General features: G+C 73.2%; 17 protein-coding genes and 1 pseudogene. 12 read left to right on the top strand and 6 right to left on the bottom strand.

All coding sequences use genetic code 11. The features are described from left to right. Positions 1-273: 273 nt before the first annotated feature. Positions 274-2,802 (bottom strand): ATP-dependent helicase HrpB, encoded by a 2,529-nt coding sequence (gene hrpB / locus OHB56_RS11140; protein WP_406352956.1) that lies wholly within the window; start codon positions 2,800-2,802, stop codon positions 274-276. A 4-nt stretch (positions 2,803-2,806) separates the two neighbouring features. Beyond that, positions 2,807-3,718 (bottom strand): class I SAM-dependent methyltransferase, encoded by a 912-nt coding sequence (locus OHB56_RS11135; RefSeq protein WP_406352954.1) that lies wholly within the window; start codon positions 3,716-3,718, stop codon positions 2,807-2,809. Between the two features lie 310 nt (positions 3,719-4,028). Here OHB56_RS11135 and rpsA point away from each other — a divergent pair, with 310 nt between their 5' ends. The 4 genes from rpsA (at position 4,029) to OHB56_RS11115 (ending at position 7,890) form a co-directional block, all read left to right on the top strand. After that, the gene (rpsA, locus tag OHB56_RS11130; RefSeq protein WP_055597080.1) at positions 4,029-5,534 is read left to right on the top strand and encodes a 30S ribosomal protein S1; all 1,506 of its coding nucleotides are present in this window, start codon (positions 4,029-4,031) and stop codon (positions 5,532-5,534) included. A 273-nt stretch (positions 5,535-5,807) separates the two neighbouring features. Then, positions 5,808-6,746: a PAC2 family protein gene (locus OHB56_RS11125; RefSeq protein WP_326752108.1), complete on the top strand. Its 939-nt coding sequence runs from the start codon at positions 5,808-5,810 to the stop codon at positions 6,744-6,746. 92 nt (positions 6,747-6,838) lie between these two features. After that, complete coding sequence (gene coaE, locus OHB56_RS11120; RefSeq protein ID WP_326752107.1) at positions 6,839-7,459, top strand: dephospho-CoA kinase; 621 nt, start codon at positions 6,839-6,841, stop codon at positions 7,457-7,459. A gap of 50 nt (positions 7,460-7,509) precedes the next feature. Continuing rightward, a complete protein-coding gene (locus OHB56_RS11115) occupies positions 7,510-7,890 on the top strand; it encodes a M48 family metallopeptidase (protein WP_055597083.1) in 381 nt (126 codons plus the stop codon). Between the two features lie 111 nt (positions 7,891-8,001). Here the strand turns inward: OHB56_RS11115 and OHB56_RS11110 are convergent, their stop codons facing one another. Next, positions 8,002-8,265 carry a DUF6343 family protein gene (locus OHB56_RS11110; RefSeq protein ID WP_326752106.1) on the bottom strand — a complete coding sequence of 88 codons (264 nt, stop codon included), beginning with the start codon at positions 8,263-8,265 and terminating at the stop codon, positions 8,002-8,004. A 143-nt stretch (positions 8,266-8,408) separates the two neighbouring features. Here OHB56_RS11110 and OHB56_RS11105 point away from each other — a divergent pair, with 143 nt between their 5' ends. Further along, complete coding sequence (locus OHB56_RS11105) at positions 8,409-9,104, top strand: class I SAM-dependent methyltransferase (RefSeq protein ID WP_406352951.1); 696 nt, start codon at positions 8,409-8,411, stop codon at positions 9,102-9,104. 100 nt (positions 9,105-9,204) lie between these two features. Then, complete coding sequence (locus tag OHB56_RS11100; protein ID WP_326752104.1) at positions 9,205-9,651, top strand: DoxX family protein; 447 nt, start codon at positions 9,205-9,207, stop codon at positions 9,649-9,651. A gap of 148 nt (positions 9,652-9,799) precedes the next feature. Here the strand turns inward: OHB56_RS11100 and OHB56_RS11095 are convergent, their stop codons facing one another. Next, on the bottom strand, positions 9,800-10,447 hold the full coding sequence (locus OHB56_RS11095; RefSeq protein ID WP_406352949.1) for an RNA-binding S4 domain-containing protein: 648 nt from the start codon (positions 10,445-10,447) through the stop codon (positions 9,800-9,802). A 46-nt stretch (positions 10,448-10,493) separates the two neighbouring features. On the opposite strand from OHB56_RS11095, the gene OHB56_RS11090 reads away from it, so the two are divergent. Continuing rightward, complete coding sequence (locus tag OHB56_RS11090) at positions 10,494-11,255, top strand: uracil-DNA glycosylase (protein ID WP_406352948.1); 762 nt, start codon at positions 10,494-10,496, stop codon at positions 11,253-11,255. A gap of 37 nt (positions 11,256-11,292) precedes the next feature. Continuing rightward, complete coding sequence (gene pip, locus OHB56_RS11085; RefSeq protein WP_406352946.1) at positions 11,293-12,258, top strand: prolyl aminopeptidase; 966 nt, start codon at positions 11,293-11,295, stop codon at positions 12,256-12,258. A 61-nt stretch (positions 12,259-12,319) separates the two neighbouring features. On the opposite strand, the gene OHB56_RS11080 is transcribed toward pip, so the two are convergent. Together OHB56_RS11080 and OHB56_RS11075 are read right to left on the bottom strand one after the other, a co-directional pair. Beyond that, complete coding sequence (locus OHB56_RS11080) at positions 12,320-12,784, bottom strand: GNAT family N-acetyltransferase (protein ID WP_406352944.1); 465 nt, start codon at positions 12,782-12,784, stop codon at positions 12,320-12,322. Continuing rightward, positions 12,781-13,197 (bottom strand): RidA family protein, encoded by a 417-nt coding sequence (locus tag OHB56_RS11075; protein ID WP_406352942.1) that lies wholly within the window; start codon positions 13,195-13,197, stop codon positions 12,781-12,783. The genes OHB56_RS11080 and OHB56_RS11075 overlap by 4 nt, the downstream gene beginning before the upstream one ends. A 159-nt stretch (positions 13,198-13,356) precedes the next feature. On the opposite strand from OHB56_RS11075, the pseudogene OHB56_RS11070 reads away from it, so the two are divergent. The 4 genes and pseudogenes from OHB56_RS11070 to OHB56_RS11055 form a co-directional block, all read left to right on the top strand. Further along, positions 13,357-13,593, top strand: a pseudogene (locus OHB56_RS11070) (nucleotidyltransferase domain-containing protein); the annotation flags it as partial. Further along, entirely contained in the window at positions 13,548-14,405 is an 858-nt protein-coding gene (locus OHB56_RS11065) for a Scr1 family TA system antitoxin-like transcriptional regulator (protein ID WP_406359005.1), read from the top strand. The pseudogene OHB56_RS11070 and the gene OHB56_RS11065, both read left to right, overlap by 46 nt. Beyond that, positions 14,402-14,617, top strand: a complete 216-nt coding sequence (locus OHB56_RS11060; RefSeq protein ID WP_406352940.1) for a DUF397 domain-containing protein — start codon at positions 14,402-14,404, stop codon at positions 14,615-14,617. The genes OHB56_RS11065 and OHB56_RS11060 overlap by 4 nt, the downstream gene beginning before the upstream one ends. A 326-nt stretch (positions 14,618-14,943) precedes the next feature. Further along, a complete protein-coding gene (locus tag OHB56_RS11055; RefSeq protein ID WP_406352939.1) occupies positions 14,944-16,797 on the top strand; it encodes an FUSC family protein in 1,854 nt (617 codons plus the stop codon). Positions 16,798-16,946: the final 149 nt, after the last annotated feature.

Below are 16,946 nucleotides of genomic sequence, written 5' to 3'. Positions count from 1 at the left end.
TATCCGGTTCGCCGGTCCGTCCGTCCGCCCGCCCGTCGCCAAGGTGCCGAACCCGCCAGGACGCGACGTCCCGTCAGTCCACGTGGGATCACGGGACCGTGGACCCGGTAGGGGCCGAACACACCCGCGTCCTGGTGACGACCTCGTACCCGCCCCGGGGATTCCCCGGCCCCGGCGTCCTGCTGCTGGGCCCGGCACCGCGCCCGGAGCCTCGTGGCCGCCGCTCCGCCGCCGGGCGGTCAGGTCCCGCCCCGGCGGCCGAGCGGGAGCGGGTCACCGCCCGAGCCGCGCGTTGGTGTGCCGGGTCGGCTCGGCCGCAGCGGGGTCCTCGGGCCACGGATGCCGGGGATAACGGCCGCGCAGCTCGGCCCGTACGCCCTTGTAGCCGTCCTTCCAGAAGGAGGCGAGGTCGGCGGTGACGGCGGCGGGCCGGCCGGCCGGGGACAGCAGATGCACCAGCAGGGGCACCCCGGCCACCCGCGGCGACTCCTGGAGCCCGAACATCTCCTGGAGTTTCACCGCGAGCACCGGCCGCGCGGGGTCGGAGTAGTCGACCCGGACCGCGGACCCGCTGGGCACGGTGATCCGCTCGGGGGCGAGTTCGTCCAGGCGGGCGGCCTCCCCGGACGCCCACGGCAGCAGCCGGCGGAGGGCCTGCCCGGCGTCGATCCGGCCCAGGTCGGCCCGGCGCCGGGCCCGGCTCAGCTCCGGCTCCAGCCACTCCTCCACGCGCGCGTGCAACGCGTCGTCGGACACGTCGGGCCAGGGTTCGCCGGCCTGCCGGTGCACGAACGCGAGCCGCTGCCGCAGCATGGCCGCCCCGTCCGGCCACCGCAGCAGCCCGAAACCCTCCCGCCGCAGCCCGTCCAGCAGTGCGGCCCGGACGAGCGAGGGCTCCGCGTCGGTACGGGGCCGCACGGCCAGTTCGACGGCTCCCAGCCGCTCGACCCGCCGGGCGACGACGTCCCCGTCGGCCCAGTGCACCTCCTCGCGCGTCTCCAGCAGGGTGCCGGCCGCCCACCGCGCGGTGGCCTCGTCGACGACCGCGCCGAGCTGCACGCGCGCGTGACCCCGCCCCACGGGCCGGTCGGCCGCGGCGACCGCGATCCAGGGCGCGCCGCGCAGCCCGGTGCCCGCCCCGGCTTCGGCCCGCGTCCCGGACACCATCAGATACGAACCGCCGTCCGCGCGGGCGATCCGCTCGGGGAACGCGAGCGCGGCCACCAGCCCCACCCGCGCGTCCGTCCCGTCCACGCGCGGCAGGCCGCCGCCCGTCCGCGAGGAGCCCTGTGCGGAGACGTCCTGGGCGAGCGCGCGCAGCCGGCGCACCTCGGTGCGCCACCGCTGCGCGTAGGCGTCGTCCCCGCGCCGCGCGGTGCGCAACGCACCGGCGAGATCGTCCCCGTAGCTCCGCGGCGCCTCCTCGCCGATCAGCGCGACCACCTCGGCGGCGAGCGCGGGGCCCACGACCGCCGCCGCGTCCAGCAGGGCACGCCCGAGTCGTGGATGCAGGCCCAGCCGGGCGAGCCGGGCGCCCCGCTCCGTGGCCCGCCCGTCGGCGCCGACGGCCCCGATCGCGGTCAGGACGGCCCCGGCCGCCGCCATCGCCCCGGCCGGGGGCGGATCGAGCAGGGCGAGCCCGGAGGCGTCCGGATCGCCCCAGCAGGCCGCCTGGAGCGCGAACGCCGTCAGGTCGGCCACCCTGATCTCGGGGGAGGGGAACCGCGGCAGCCGGACGTCCTCCGCCTCCGCCCAGCACCGGTACACCGCACCCGGCGCCTCACGCCCGGCCCGTCCCGCCCGCTGCCGGCCCGCCGCCTGCGAGGCCCGTACCGTCGTCAGAGCGCTCAGCCCGCGCGCGTGGTCGACACGGGGCTCACGCGCGAGGCCCGCGTCCACCACCACCCGCACCCCCGGCACCGTCAGCGACGACTCCGCCACCGAGGTCGCCAGCACCACCCGCCGCCGCTGTCCGGGCATCAGCACCGCGTCCTGCACCGCGGCCGGCGCCCGCCCGTGCACCTGGAGCACCTCGACGTCCAAAAGCGTCCCCAACTGCCCGGCGACCCGGGCGATCTCGCCCACGCCCGGCAGGAACACCAGAACGTCCCCGTCCCGCTCGGCCAGCGCCCGCCGCACCACCGACGCCACATGCGTCAGCAGCGCCGGGTCGACCCGCATGCCGTGCGGCGGCCGTACCGGCCGCGGGGGCGGCGCCCACACCACTTCCACCGGGTGCGCCGTGCCGCGCGCCTCGACGACGGGCGCGTCGCCCAGCAGCCGTGCCCAGCCCGCCGCGTCGGTCGTCGCCGACGCGGCCACCAGACGCAGCTCCGGACGCAGCGTCTCGCGCACGTCCCACAGGAACGCCGCGGCCGTGTCCGCGTCCAGATGCCGCTCGTGGCACTCGTCGAGCACCACGACGTCCACACCGGTCAGTTCCTGGTCGCGCTGCAGCCGTTGAAGGAGCACACCGGTCGTGACGACCTCCACGCGCGTGTGCCGACCGGTCACCCGCTCCCCGCGCACCGTGAAGCCGACCGACTCGCCGGGCTTCTCGCCCAGCAGCCAGGCCATCCGCCGGGCCGCCGCCCGCGCCGCGATCCGCCGCGGCTCGGCGACCACGACCCGCCGCGCGGGACCGTCGCCGATCAGCCCCGCCAGCACCAGCGGCACCAGGGTCGTCTTCCCGGTGCCGGGCGGGGCGACGAGCACGGCGGTGCCGCGCTCCTGAAGGGCGTCGGTCAGAGGGGGGAGCGCTTCGTGTACGGGGAGGGACTCCAGAGCGTCGTGACGGATCACGCCCTCAGTCCCGTACGCACACGAAGATCGCCGTTCCCGGGATCAGACGGCCGCGCAGCGGGGACCAGCCGCCCCATTCCGAGGTGTTCCACTCCGGCCACTGCGGCTCCACCAGGTCCACCAGCCGGAAGCCCGAGGCGGCGACGTCGCGGACCCGGTCGCCCAGCGTCCTGTGGTGCTCGACGTACACCGCGCGGCCCTGCTCGTCCTCCTCCACATAGGGCGTGCGGTCGAAGTACGACCCGGAGACGCTCAGTCCCTCCGGACCGGGCTCGTCCGGGAACGCCCAGCGGATGGGATGCGTGACGGAGAAGACGAACCGGCCGCCGGGCCGCAGCACCCGGTGCACCTCGCGCAGCACGAGCCGCGGGTCGGCGACGAAGGGCAGCGCCCCGTACGCCGAGCAGGCCAGGTCGAAGGAACCGTCCGCGAACGGCAGCACGCCCGCGTCCGCGCACACCAGAGGGAACGCGCCCCCGATGCGCAGTGCGTGCTGCAGCTGCCGGTGCGAGATGTCCAGGGCCACCGGGCGCGCGCCCTGCGCGGCCAGCCAGCGCGAACACTGGGCCGCGCCGGCGCCGAGCTCCAGGACGGCGCGGTCCTTCAGCTCCTCCGGCGGGCCGAGCAGCTCGGCCTCCACCTCGTCCAGTCCCTCGGGGCACCACACGAAGCGGTCGTCGCCGAGGAACGTGCCGTGCTCGACCTGGTACTCGTCGGCGTTGCGGTCCCACCAGCCCCGGTTGGCGCGGGTGCTCTCGGTGATGCCGGCGTCCCGTCGGGTCGCCTCGGGTTCGGGGCCTTCGGGCTCTTGGATGATCGGCTCCATCGTCGTACTCTTCCGTCCAGTCGCCCCGGCTGTCGCCACAGGGGGCGCGGTGTCCTGCGGTGCGGGTTCCGCGTGGCCTCGAGGTGGCATCTGACGTGCGGCTCTACCCCCGGACGGGGGAATTGTGCCGGTTATGCGGCGATCCGCCCCGGGTGGGGGGCTTCGCGCATTGACCCTGCCCGGCTGCACCCGTATGCTACAAGTTGCGCTGCGAGCCTGCGCACCTCAGACGTAGCAGGCTGCGCTCGCATCTGTTGTATGTCCCCTCGGTTGTCGAGGCGTCACCGGGCACCCGGTGTCTGGAACGGCGCTTCCCAGGCTGTCCGGCTTCTGCAGAGCGAAACGGGCTCCGGCGTAGCAGTACCTACGACTCACTGTCCGTACCGGAGCCCTTTCCCACATGACGAGCAGCACCGAGACCACCGCCACCACCCCGCAGGTTGCGGTCAACGACATCGGTAACGAGGAAGCCTTCCTCGCCGCGATCGACGAGACGATCAAGTACTTCAACGACGGCGACATCGTCGACGGCGTCATCGTGAAGGTCGACCGGGACGAGGTCCTGCTCGACATCGGTTACAAGACCGAAGGTGTCATCCCGAGCCGCGAGCTCTCGATCAAGCACGACGTCGACCCCAACGAGGTCGTCGCCGTCGGTGACGAGATCGAAGCCCTTGTTCTCCAGAAGGAGGACAAGGAAGGCCGCCTGATCCTCTCGAAGAAGCGCGCCCAGTACGAGCGCGCCTGGGGCACCATCGAGAAGATCAAGGAAGAGGACGGCATCGTCACCGGTACCGTCATCGAGGTCGTCAAGGGTGGTCTCATCCTCGACATCGGCCTCCGTGGCTTCCTCCCGGCCTCCCTGGTCGAGATGCGCCGCGTCCGCGACCTCCAGCCCTACGTGGGCAAGGAGCTCGAGGCGAAGATCATCGAGCTGGACAAGAACCGCAACAACGTGGTCCTGTCCCGCCGTGCCTGGCTGGAGCAGACCCAGTCCGAGGTCCGCCAGACGTTCCTCACCACCCTCCAGAAGGGTCAGGTGCGTTCCGGCGTCGTCTCCTCGATCGTCAACTTCGGTGCCTTCGTGGACCTGGGTGGCGTCGACGGCCTGGTGCACGTGTCCGAGCTGTCCTGGAAGCACATCGACCACCCCTCCGAGGTCGTCGAGGTCGGTCAGGAAGTCACCGTCGAGGTCCTCGACGTGGACATGGACCGCGAGCGTGTCTCCCTGTCGCTGAAGGCGACGCAGGAAGACCCGTGGCAGCAGTTCGCCCGCACCCACCAGATCGGCCAGGTCGTGCCCGGCAAGGTCACGAAGCTGGTTCCGTTCGGTGCGTTCGTCCGCGTGGACGAGGGCATCGAGGGTCTGGTCCACATCTCCGAGCTGGCCGAGCGCCACGTGGAGATCCCGGAGCAGGTCGTCCAGGTCAACGACGAGATCTTCGTCAAGGTCATCGACATCGACCTCGAGCGCCGCCGCATCAGCCTCTCGCTGAAGCAGGCCAACGAGGCCTTCGGCGCCGACCCGTCGGCGGTCGAGTTCGACCCGACCCTGTACGGCATGGCCGCGTCCTACGACGACCAGGGCAACTACATCTACCCCGAGGGCTTCGACCCCGAGACCAACGACTGGCTCGAGGGCTACGAGACCCAGCGGGAGGCGTGGGAGACCCAGTACGCCGAGGCGCAGAACCGCTTCGAGCAGCACCAGGCGCAGGTCATCAAGTCCCGCGAGGCGGACGAGAAGGCCGCTGCCGAGGGTGTCGACACCGCGGGTGCGGCTCCGGCTGCCTCCGGTGGTGGCGGCGGCTCGTACTCCTCCGAGGGCGGCGACACCTCCGGCGCCCTGGCTTCGGACGAGGCGCTGGCCGCGCTGCGCGAGAAGCTGGCCGGCGGCCAGAGCTGAACCGCGGCACGCTGAGCGGTAACCACTGAGCGCGAGCTCTTGGGCCGAGGGCCCGCACCCCACCGGGGTGCGGGCCCTCGGCACGTCCCGGTCCGGTGGGCCGGCCGGCCAGGAGGCCGCCCGGCCGGCCGGTGACGGTGCCCGAGCCGGCCGTGGGAGGACGGCGCCCCACGTGAAGTCCCGTGAGAGCAGGAGCGTTCGAGGACGGACTCCGGGAATGCCGGTGCCGCGTGCCACGTTGTCCACTAGGAAACACGAGGAGGGGCGGTCACTGTGCTTGATCCGCAGGGTTTGTACGCATGGGAGCCGAAGGGGCTGGCTGTCGTCGACATGGCGCTCGCCCAGGAATCGGCCGGGCTTGTCATGCTCTACCACTTCGACGGATACATCGACGCGGGCGAGACCGGCGAGCAGATCGCCGAGCGACTGCTCGACTCGCTGCCCCACCAGGTCGTCGCCCGGTTCGACCACGACCGGCTCGTCGACTACCGGGCCCGTCGCCCTCTGCTGACCTTCACCCGCGACCGCTGGACCGACTACGAGGTGCCCGCACTCGAGGTGCGGCTGGTCCAGGACGCCACCGGAGCGCCGTTCCTGCTGCTGTCCGGGCCGGAGCCGGACGTGGAGTGGGAGAGATTCGCCGCCGCGGTGCGGCAGATCGTGGAGCGGCTCGGCGTCCGCCTGGCGGTGAATTTCCACGGCATCCCCATGGGCGTCCCGCACACCCGCCCCGTGGGCATCACCCCGCACGGCAACCGCACCGACCTCGTCCCGGCCCACAGCAGCCCCTTCGAGGAGGCGCAGGTGCCCGGCAGCGTCGAGGCCCTCGTCGAGTACCGGCTCATGCAGGCCGGACACGACGTGCTCGGAGTCGCCGCCCACGTGCCGCACTACATCGCCCGCTCCACCTACCCGGACGCGGCGCTGACCGTCCTGGAGACCATCACGGCCGCCACCGGCCTGGTCCTGCCCGGTGTGGCGCACTCCCTGCGCACCGACGCCCACCGCACCCAGACCGAGATCGACCGCCAGGTCCAGGAGGGCGACGAGGAACTCACGGCCCTCATCCAGGGCCTCGAGCACCAGTACGACGCCGCCGCGGGTGCCGAAACCCGGGGCAACATGCTCGCCGAGCCGGTGGAGATCCCGTCGGCGGACGAGATCGGGCTCGAGTTCGAGCGGTTCCTGGCGGAGCGCGAAGGCGACGTCTGAGACGGCCGGGACGCCGGGATCCCCGGCCGTCCCGGCACCACATGCCGGTCCCGCCCGGGGCGCCGCCGACGACAGGCCCTAAGCTTTCGGACATGCTGACGGTGGGACTGACCGGCGGGATCGGCGCGGGCAAGAGCGAGGTGTCTCGGCTGCTCGTCGAGTGCGGCGCCGTACTGATCGACGCGGACCGCATCGCACGCGAGGTCGTCGCACCGGGGACACCCGGTCTCACGGCGGTCGTGGAGGCCTTCGGCGAGGAGATCCTCACCGAGGACGGCAGCCTGGACCGGCCGAGGCTCGGCGCGATCGTCTTCGCCGACAAGGAGAGGCTCGCCCTCCTCAACTCGATCGTGCACCCCCTGGTGGGCGCCCGCTCCCGGGAGCTGGAGGAAGCCGCCGCCGAGGACGCCGTCGTCGTCCACGACGTACCCCTCCTCACGGAGAACGGCCTCGCCTCCCTCTACGACCTCGTGATCGTGGTCGACGCGAGTACCGAGACCCAGCTCGAGCGGCTCGTCGGCCGGCGCGGCATGAGCGAGGAGGACGCCCGCGCACGGATGGCCGCCCAGGCGACGCGCGAGCAGCGCCGGAAGATCGCGGACATCGTCATCGACAACGACGTGTCCCTGGACGAGCTGACGCGGCGGGTGAAGGACATAGGGGCCGAGCTCGTACGCCGGGCGGGCGCGGACCGACGGTCCGCGCGGGAATAGGGGTTCTTGGCCGGGGCGTTGAACCGGTTCGGCAAGGGAAGGATGCGGCTGTGCCCGAGAGCAGTGGTTCGACCGGACGTACGCCGGAGACGCATGTCATCGACTTCCGTGCCGCCGAGCAACTGCTCGCCTCGCGGGACCCGCGAGGCGCGGTGAAGCTGCTCGACGGGGTCATCGACGCGTATCCGGAGAACACGGCCGCGCGGCTGCTGCGCGCGCGTGCTTTCTTCGCGGCGGCCCAGCTGCGTCCGGCGGAACTCGAGTTCTCCATCGTCCTGGAGCGCGAGCCGGACAACGCCTTCGCGCACTTCGCGCTCGCCCGCACCTACCAGCGGCAGAGCCGGCCCGACCCCGCCAGGCGCCACTTCCGGCTGGCCGCCGCCCTGGACCCGAACCCGGAGTACCTGAAGGCCGCACGGTTCGACGACTGATTCGACCACGCCCGAGGCGGCGGGCAGAGGACGGCCGGGCCTCCGGGAGGACCCCGCCCGGACCCGGTCACGGCGCCTGCCTTCCCAGGGCGACAGGCCGTTCTTCGACGGTCACATCGCGTCCCGGGGCGGTTCGTACGGTGGCACGTCACGGCCCGGCTGGTAGTGCGAGCCCTGACGCAGGCGCCGGACGACCACGATCAGGTCGACGGTGACGACCAGCCACAGCAGCCCGCAGACGAGCGCCCAGCCCGGGTGCCCGGAGACCGCGAACGCCACCGTCCCGAAGACCGTCCAGACCTCGCCCCACACGCTCAGCCAGAACCGCATGCGCAGCGCACTGCGCGCGGTCCTCGGCTCATTGCCCGTACGCATTCCGTCACCACCCCACCTGTCTCCACCGTACGCCGGACCGCGGGCAACGGCCGTCGACCTCTCCCTGAGGGGTGCCGTCACTCGGACGGGTGAAACCAGGGAAGCATGGGAACGGGCTTGCGGATCCGGTCCGTTGGACGGGCATGAAGCTGGAAATGCGTGAGGGACACGAGGGGACGGGGCCCGGGGCGATCACCCCGGACGGCTGCGCGGTGGAGCTGTACTCGCGGCTGCCCGTCGGGGACGAGCCGGACATCATCGCCGCCGCGGTACCGAAGGGCGCGAGCGTCCTGGAGCTGGGCAGCGGCGTGGGCAGGATGACCCACGCGCTGCTGGAGCGCGGATTCGGGGTCACGGCCGTGGACGAGTCCGCCGAGATGCTGGAGCGCGTCCGCGGGGCGCGAACCATATGCGGTCCCGTCGAGAGGCTGCGGCTGGACGAGACGTTCGACGTGGTGCTGCTCGCGTCGTTCCTGGTGCACGCGGGCGACGCGGAGGTGCGGCGGGGCCTGCTGCGCGCCTGCGTGCGGCATCTGGCGCAGGGAGGGTGCGTACTGATCCAGCGGGAGGGCGAGGACTACCACACGAACGTGCCGCGCGAGCGGGTGGACCCGGCGGGCTTCACCGTGCGGATCGTGTCGGCCGAGCCGGTCGGCGACGGGGTCGACGCGGTGCGCGCGGAGTACGTGTTCCCGGACGCGGTGTGGACCCAGACGTTCCGGTCGCGGCCGCTGACGAAGGAGCAGTTCGAGGAGGCGCTGGAGGAGGAGGGCCTGCGCGTGGACCGGTACCTGACGGAGGACGGGATGTGGGTGAGGGCGGTGGCGACCGGGGGCTGAGCGGAAAACCGGGAGTTCAGCCCGGGCGGCGATGAGTTCGCGGGCGAGGGGTGGTCTACCTCTACGACAGCGACACCGACCGCTTCCCGCAGGAGACACCATGCCCGAGCACACCGCCCCCGTCGTATCCGCCGCTTCCGTGCCCGCACCCGTGTCCGCCCGCGGGCGGTGGGCCGGCCTCGCACTGCGCACCGTGCAGGTGGTGCTCGCGCTCTTCTTCGCCCTCGCGAGTGCCCTGCCCAAGCTCATCGCGCACGCGTCGGCCGTCGAGTCCTTCGACGACATGGGCTGGGGCAGCGCGGGGATGTACATCATCGGCGCGCTGGAACTCGCGGGTGCGATCGGCCTGCTGGTCCCGGTACTGCAGTCGGCGGCCGCGGTAGGGCTGAGCGCGCTGATGGTGGGAGCGTGCGTGGTGCAGATCGTCGTCTTCGACGGCCAGTACGCGGTGACCCCGGTCATTCTGCTGGTGCCGCTCGTGCTCATCGCCCGGGTGCGACGGGAGCACAACGCGGAGCTGCTGCGACTGGTGCGCCGTCAGGGGTGAGGAGAGCGGTGCGGCTCCGCCCGGTGCCACGGCTCGGCCCCGGCAGGGCCGAAGCGCCCGCCGGGGCGGTGCCTTGGAGTGGTGTCCGGGGCACCACCGGGTTCGGCCCGGCCCAGGGACCGTCCCGGCACCGTGCGTAGCCGGTCGTTCAGGGCCGCTGCCGTTTCTTCGAGGCCGGTCGCCGGCCACGGCCGCCGGGCCCGGCCGGTGCGTCGGATCCTTCGAGGGAGCCGGGGAGGTCAGGGCCGCTCAGGCCCCCTGGGCCGCCCAGGCCGCGGAGACGTTCCAGCTCGCGGCGGTCGCGCTTGGTCGGACGGCCCGCGCCGCGGTCCCGGATACCGGCCGGGGCGACGGCGTCGCGGGGCGGGGGCGGCGGGGAATTGTCGATGTAGCACTGGACCGCGACCGGGGCGCCCACCCGCTTGCGGATCAGACGCTTGACGACGACGACCCGTTCCCGTCCCTCGTGCCGCAGACGCACCTCGTCGCCGACGCGCAGCGCGTGCGCGGGCTTCACCCGCTCACCGTTCACTCGCACATGACCGCCCCGGCAGGCGGCGCCACCGAGGGAACGGGTCTTGACCAGGCGTACGGCCCAGATCCAGCTGTCGGTCCGGATCCTCTCGCCGCTCTGCGGTCCGGCGGCCTCGGCGGCGGCCACGGCGGCGGCGGTCCCCGGGTCCGGGGCAGTGCCCGCGGACTCCGGCGCGGGAGCGGTTTCCCGCACGGGGCCCGCCCCCTCCGCGGTGTCTTCGCCACCCCGTGTCCTGCCGTACTCGGCACCCTCAGAAGCCATGCTCCCGACTTTAACGCTCCGGGACGGCCCGCCCTACCGTGGAACCATGGACCCCAGCGGCCTCCCCGATTCCTCCGCCCCCTCCGGCGTCCACGACGTGCCGAGCCTCCCCGCTCTCGACCGGCGTATCGCCGGCTGTCGTGCCTGTCCACGGCTGGTGGACTGGCGGGAGGAGGTCGCCCGTACCAAACGCGCCGCGTTCGCCGACTGGACGTACTGGGGACGGCCGGTGCCGGGATTCGGGCCGCCGGACGCCCGGCTGCTGGTCATCGGACTGGCGCCCGCAGCGCACGGCGGCAACCGCACCGGGCGGATGTTCACCGGAGACCGTTCCGGAGACGTGCTGTACGAGGCGCTGTACGACGTCGGGCTCGCCTCGCAGCCCACCTCCGCACATGCGGAGGACGGCCTGGAACTGTACGGCGTACGCGTCACCTCGCCCGTGCACTGCGCCCCGCCCGCCAACAAACCGACCCCCGCGGAACGGGACACCTGCCGGCCCTGGCTGCTCCAGGAGCTGCGGCTCCTGCGGCCGACGGTGCGGGCCGCGCTCGTCCTCGGCGCCTTCGGATGGCAGGCCGCCCTGCCCGCGTTCACCGAGGCGGGCTGGACCGTACCCCGCCCCCGCCCGGCCTTCGCCCACGGCACCCGTGTCACGCTTCCCGCTCCGGAAGGCGACGACCTGCACCTCTTCGGCTGCTTCCACGTCAGCCAGCGCAACACCTTCACCGGCAAGCTCACCCCCGCCATGCTGCGGGAGGTGCTGCGCACGGCGGCCGAAGCGGCGGGAGCGCCCACGCGGAAATGAGAGGAGCGGGCCCCGTCACGAGCGCTACGGTGCCCCGATGGGTCTCTATCCGAATATCGAACCGTACGACCACGGCATGCTCGATGTCGGCGACGGCAACCACGTGTACTGGGAGACCTGCGGGAACCCGCACGGCAAGCCCGCGCTGGTGCTGCACGGCGGCCCGGGCAGCCTCGCGAGCCCCGGCCTCCGCCGCTTCTTCGACCCCGCCGCGTACCGCATCGTGCTCCTCGACCAGCGCGGCGCCGGACGGTCGACACCGAGCGCGGCCGACCACGCCACCGACATGAGCGTGAACACGACCGCCCACCTCATGGCCGACCTGGAGCGGCTGCGCGCCCACCTGGGCATCGAGCGGTGGCTGGTGTGGGGGGTGTCCTGGGGGTCGGCGCTGGGACTGCGGTACGCGCAGACGCACCCCGGGGTGGTGACCGAGCTGGTGCTGACCGGGGTGGCCACGGGCTCCAACCCCGAGGTGGCCCTCCTGACCCGTGGGCTGGGGAAGATCTTCCCGGAGGCCTTCGAACGCTTCCTCGGCGAACTTCCCGCCGACGAACGCGACGGCAACCTCGCAGCCGCCTGCAACAGGCTGCTCGAGTCCCCCGATCCGGAGGTCCGGGAACGGGCCGCACGGGCCTGGACCGACTGGGAGACGGCGATCATCCCCGCGCCGCCGGGCTCGGTCGCGCGCTTCCAGGACCCGGTGTTCCGCAGAGGCTTCGCCCGCACCGTCACCCACTACTGGGGCAACGACCACTTCCTCGGAGAGGGCAACGACGAGGGCGTGGTCCTCCGCGACGCGCATCTGCTGAAGGGCATCCCCGGCACCCTGGTCCAGGGCAGCCTCGACCTGGGCAATCTACTCGGCATCGTCTGGCGGCTCAGGCACGCCTGGCCGGACGCCGAGCTGACGGTCGTCGACGAGGCCGGCCACGACGCCGGAACCGTCGGGGACGACGTCCTGGTGGCGGCGACGGACAGGTACGCGCGCGCCGAGGCCTGACGCGTACGCGCGCGGCGGGTGTCTCCCACAGGGGCCGCCCCATGTCCGCCCCACGTCCGCCCTACGGTCGCCACACGAACCGCACGTCCGGCTCCCGCTCCTCGTTCCGGCTCCCGTCGGTCCACTCGACGGCCTCGAAACCGTGCCGCTCGTAGAAGCGGTGCGCGGGCCCGTTGACCTGGAAGGTCCACAGGGAAAGGCCCTCGGGGCGGTGCTCCTTGGCCAGGGCGACGAACCGGTCGCCCAGCCCGCGCCCGCGCCACTCGGGGGCGAGGTACAGCTGCGCCAGCTCCTCGTCCTCCAGCACCATCACACCGACGACGCCCCCGCCTTCCGCCTCCGCCACCCATGTCTCGCGCAGCGGCACGAGGACCTGACGGAAGTAGCCGTGCACCTCGTCGTCGGAGCGGGGCCGGACCACGTCCGGCAGGGCTGCGGCGAACGACCGCAGCCAGACGTCGGCCGCGGGAGCGGCGTCGGCGGGCAGGGCCCGGCGCAGGTTCACCGTCCGGTCGTCGATGATCATGAATCCGCCGCCGCGTCCGGTACGACGGCCGTCGCGGTGATCTCGACGAGCTGCCCGGGGTAACCGAGGCAGGCCACACCGAGCAGGGTCGACGAGTGCGGCCCGGTGCTCAGCCCGGACGCTTCGACGACGTCCCACACGGCGGAGAGCACGGCGGGCTCACCGCTCACGACGTACACATCCGTCGACACGACCTGCGTCAGGTCGCTTCCCACCGCACGCAACTGCTCCTCGAGGTTGGCCAGCACCTGCCCGGCCTGCCGCACCGGGTCCCCCTCCCCGACGAGCCTCCCGTCGGCGTCGAGCGGAACCGACCCGGCGAGGAACGCCAGCCGGGTGCCCGCCTCGACGACGGAGACGTGGGAGTACGTGGGGGGCGGGAACAGACTGGGGACGGTGACGCGCCGGATCACACGGGCTCCGATCTTCCAGGGACGGCGAAGGACGACCACCCGAGCATGCGGCCCCAGAAGCGTCACCGCACCCCTATTTCGCTCGCCCCGCCGGGCCGACCTCCGTAGCCTTTCCACCCGACCGCCGCCCCCCTCCGTCCCCTGCCAGGAGCCGCAGCCGTGCCCTCCCTCCCGGACCAGGCCTTCCTCGACACGACCGCCGACCGGCTCGCCGCCCTCCCCGGCGTCCGCGCCGTCACCCTCGGCGGCTCACGTGCGCAGGGCACCGAACGGCCCGACAGCGACTGGGACCTGGCGGTCCACTACCGGGGCGAGGGCGCCTTCGACCCCGACGACCTGCGCGCGGTCGGCTGGGAGGGCGAGGTGTCCGACATCGGAGGCTGGGGCGGCGGCGTCGTCGGTGTGATGGTGCTGGAGGACGAGGAGCTGGCGCAGCTGTACCTCGCCCCCGAGTGGCGCGGGAGCGGGCGGGGCTGGACCGGGCGGAGTTGGGGAGCCGGACGGGGTACTCCGCGTCGACCATCGCCAGCTTTGAACAGGGGAGGCGGATCCCGCCGCCCAAGTTCATCGAAAACGCGGATGAACTGCTCGACGCGGGTGGGTTGTTGAAAGTGGGGAAGGAGGAGGTGGCTCGGGCGCAGTATCCGGCGTTCTTTCGGGATGCGGCGCGGTTGGAGGCACAGGCGGTCGAACTCCACGTGTACGCCACCAGGGCTGTCCCTGGACTGTTGCAGACCGAGGAGTACGTCCGTGCCGTGTGCGCGATGTGGCGTCCTTTGCTGGACGAGGAGGTCATCGAGCAGCGCGTGGCTGCCCGCATGGCACGGAAGGACATCTTCGCCCGACGCCCGGCACCACACCTGACCTTCGTGATCGATGAGGCGGTGCTGCACCGCCCCCTCGGCGGCGAGACCGTTTGGCGGGGCCAGATGGAACATCTCCTGCTGGCCGGGGAACAGCGGAACGTCGAGATCCAGACGATGCCCCTCTCCCGCAAGCAGCATGCAGGACTGGCCGGCCCGTTCACCTTGATGGAGACCAAGGATGAGCGGAGGATCGCCTACACAGAGGTGCAAGGCGACAGCCACGTCCACACCGAGCGCGGGAAGGTCCGGGAGCTGGAGACTGCGTATGGAAGTCTCCGAGCGCAGGCGCTCACACCGGCTGAATCGCTCTCGTTGATCGAGAAGTTGTTGGGAGAGGGATGAGCGGGGAAACAACCGGGCGAGACTTCGACAACCTGGCGTGGTTCAAGAGCAGCTACAGCGCCGGGGACGGTGGAGAGTGCGTTGAGGTAGCCGCCGGGAGGAGCGGTGTCGTGCGCGTACGCGACTCGAAGGACAAGGGCGGCCCGATGCTCGGTCTTGCGCCGGAGGCGTGGGCGGAGTTCGTCGGGTTCGCCGCAGGGCACACCGCGTAGAGCGAAGAGCACCGTAGTGCCCCGTGACCGCTGACCCGGGTCACGGGGCACTGGCGTACCCACGAGGACTGCGGCGGCCGGCCGCGATCTCGGCATCCCGCAGTCCACGGAAGGCGGGCCCGACCCCGGCCTGCGGGAATCCCGCGGAACAAGCGCATCGCGGGCCGTGTTCCCTCAGAAACGCGTCCTTCGCTCGCATCGTCACCTCCCGGAAACGCGACCGTTCCCTTTCCTCAGGCAACCCCGCTTACCGTGGACACCGCGCCCCCCGCCCGGTCACCGTCGCCCGCGAGCCCGCCCCGCCCCGACGAGACGACTGGAGCACCGTGTCCCGCACCACGCCCGCCGTACCTCTCTGGCTCGCCCACGCCCTGCGGGCCCAGCGCGGACCGGTCCCGTGGAGCGCGGTCACGCGGGGAGTGCTGGGCGGCGGGCCCCTGCTGGTCGCCGCCGTCCTTGCCGGGCACCCCACCCTCGGCGTGGTCGCCGCCATCGGCGCCATGTTCGCCGGGATCAACGACCGGCCGGGCAGCCGACGCGCCTCCGTCGGCCGGATCGGAGTACCCGCGCTGGCCGGGGCGGCCGGGCTGCTCGTCGGGACGTACGCGGGGGACCACCTCCCGGCCGTGCTGCTGACGCTGCTACTGACCGGGTGCGGGCTGGTCGCCGGCGCGGTCAGCGCGCTGGGTCCGATCGGCTCCGCCGCCGGGATCCAGCTGCTCGTCGGGGCCGCCGTCGGCGCCGGAATGCCCCTGCCCGAAACCGGATGGCAGCGGGCGCTCGCCCTCCTCGCCGGAGCCGCGTGGCTGCTCCTGCTCCGGCTGGCGCTGCCCACCCCGGGGTCCCTCGCCGGGGACTTCCGGTTCGACGGCGAACGGCATGCCGTGGCCGGTGTGTACGAGGCCGTCGCCGCGCTGCTCGACGCCACCGGCTCACCCACCGCCATCGCACGGCGGTCCGCGCTCACCGCCGCTCTCGACCACGCGCAGGACGCGCTGGCCGGACCCCGGCTGCGGCGGTACGCCAGCTCCGCGGCCGAACGGCGACTGCACGCGCAGTACGCCGCCGCGCTGCCGCTGGCCGAGGCCGCGACCGCGCTGGCCTGGGCCGGGGCGGCCGTACCGGCCCGTGCGTCCGAAGGGCCCCGGCGGCTCGCCGTCGCCGTGCGCGGCGGCGCCTCCACCGGGCCGCTGCCCGCGCCCTCCCGGTCCGTCCCCGCACTGCGGGCCCTCGACGACGCCCTCCTGCGAGCCGCCGTGGCCTTCGACCGGGCCGACGGTGGTGACCTGCACACGCGCCGCCGGTCCCGCGCCGCCCTCACCCGTACCGTCCTCGGCGCCCGGGGTCAGGAGTACGGCCTGCGGGTCGCCCTCTGCTTCGGCGCGAGCGTCGCCGTCGCCCAGGCCCTGTACCACTCCCGCTGGTACGGGCAGCACGACCACTGGTATTGGTTGCCCGTCACCGCCGTCTTCCTCGTCAAGCCCGACCTCGGTCCGCTCGCCTCCCGGGTGCTGAACCGGGCGGCCGGAACCGTGCTCGGGGCGCTCCTCTTCGCCGGGTTCGCCGCCGTGCTGCCCCGGCCGGAAGGGCTCATCGCGCTGGTGGCGGTCAGCGGGGCGCTCATCCCGGTCGCCGCCCGGCACTTCGCCGCGCAGACCACCGTCGTCACCGTGCTCGTGCTCGCCCTGGTGATGGTGGGCGGGGAACCGCAGGCCTCCGTGGCACGGATCGGCGAGACACTGCTGGCCTGCGCCATCGTGCTCGTCGTCGGACATCTGCCGATGCCCGTGCGGCGCGGCGGCGCCCTCCGTGCCCGGCTCGCGGAAGCGGAGGACGCCGCGCACGCGTACCTCACCCATGTGCTCGGCGCGTCCGACGACCGCGCCACCCGCTGGACCCTGCGCCGCGAGGCCTACCGCACCCTCGCCGAGGCCCGCGGCGCCATCGCCCTGGCCTCCGCCGAGCTCCCCGCGCTCGCCCGGCACTCCCACGGCACGGACGAGGTGGCCGCCCTGCTCGAACAGCTCGTCGACACCACCACCGCCTGCGCCGTCCACCTCGACGACACGGGCCGGCTCGACGCCCGTCATACCGAGCGGCTCGCCGAACTGCGGGACGCGCTCGCGGGGCGCCACGAGGGCGTCGGGGTCCGGCTGCCGGAGTCGCCCGTCGCCGGGTGAGCGACGTCCGCACCACTGTCGTCGACGGGCGGCATGGCCAGGAGTACGACACCTGGGCATCCGACGAGCACCGGACGAGCACCGGACGAGCACCGGACGAGCACCGGACGAGCGCCCGGCGCGCACCCGGCGGACGTGAGCGGCCGGTC

This window comes from Streptomyces sp. NBC_01635 (assembly GCF_045209715.1).
Taxonomy (GTDB): Bacteria; Actinomycetota; Actinomycetes; order Streptomycetales; family Streptomycetaceae; genus Streptomyces; species Streptomyces hirsutus.
Note: the sequence above shows the minus strand (reverse complement) of the source record. Positions and strands in the feature narration are given on the sequence as shown.

Coding starts and splice junctions, on each gene's coding strand:
- OHB56_RS11105 (WP_406352951.1), top strand. CDS start 8,409: ATGAAGCTGGAAATGCGTGAGGGACACGAGGGGACGGGGCCCGGGGCG.
- rpsA (WP_055597080.1), top strand. CDS start 4,029: ATGACGAGCAGCACCGAGACCACCGCCACCACCCCGCAGGTTGCGGTC.
- coaE (WP_326752107.1), top strand. CDS start 6,839: ATGCTGACGGTGGGACTGACCGGCGGGATCGGCGCGGGCAAGAGCGAG.
- OHB56_RS11095 (WP_406352949.1), bottom strand. CDS start 10,447: ATGGCTTCTGAGGGTGCCGAGTACGGCAGGACACGGGGTGGCGAAGAC.
- OHB56_RS11100 (WP_326752104.1), top strand. CDS start 9,205: ATGCCCGAGCACACCGCCCCCGTCGTATCCGCCGCTTCCGTGCCCGCA.
- OHB56_RS11090 (WP_406352948.1), top strand. CDS start 10,494: ATGGACCCCAGCGGCCTCCCCGATTCCTCCGCCCCCTCCGGCGTCCAC.
- OHB56_RS11110 (WP_326752106.1), bottom strand. CDS start 8,265: ATGCGTACGGGCAATGAGCCGAGGACCGCGCGCAGTGCGCTGCGCATG.
- OHB56_RS11060 (WP_406352940.1), top strand. CDS start 14,402: ATGAGCGGGGAAACAACCGGGCGAGACTTCGACAACCTGGCGTGGTTC.
- pip (WP_406352946.1), top strand. CDS start 11,293: ATGGGTCTCTATCCGAATATCGAACCGTACGACCACGGCATGCTCGAT.
- OHB56_RS11080 (WP_406352944.1), bottom strand. CDS start 12,784: ATGATCATCGACGACCGGACGGTGAACCTGCGCCGGGCCCTGCCCGCC.
- OHB56_RS11135 (WP_406352954.1), bottom strand. CDS start 3,718: ATGCCACCTCGAGGCCACGCGGAACCCGCACCGCAGGACACCGCGCCC.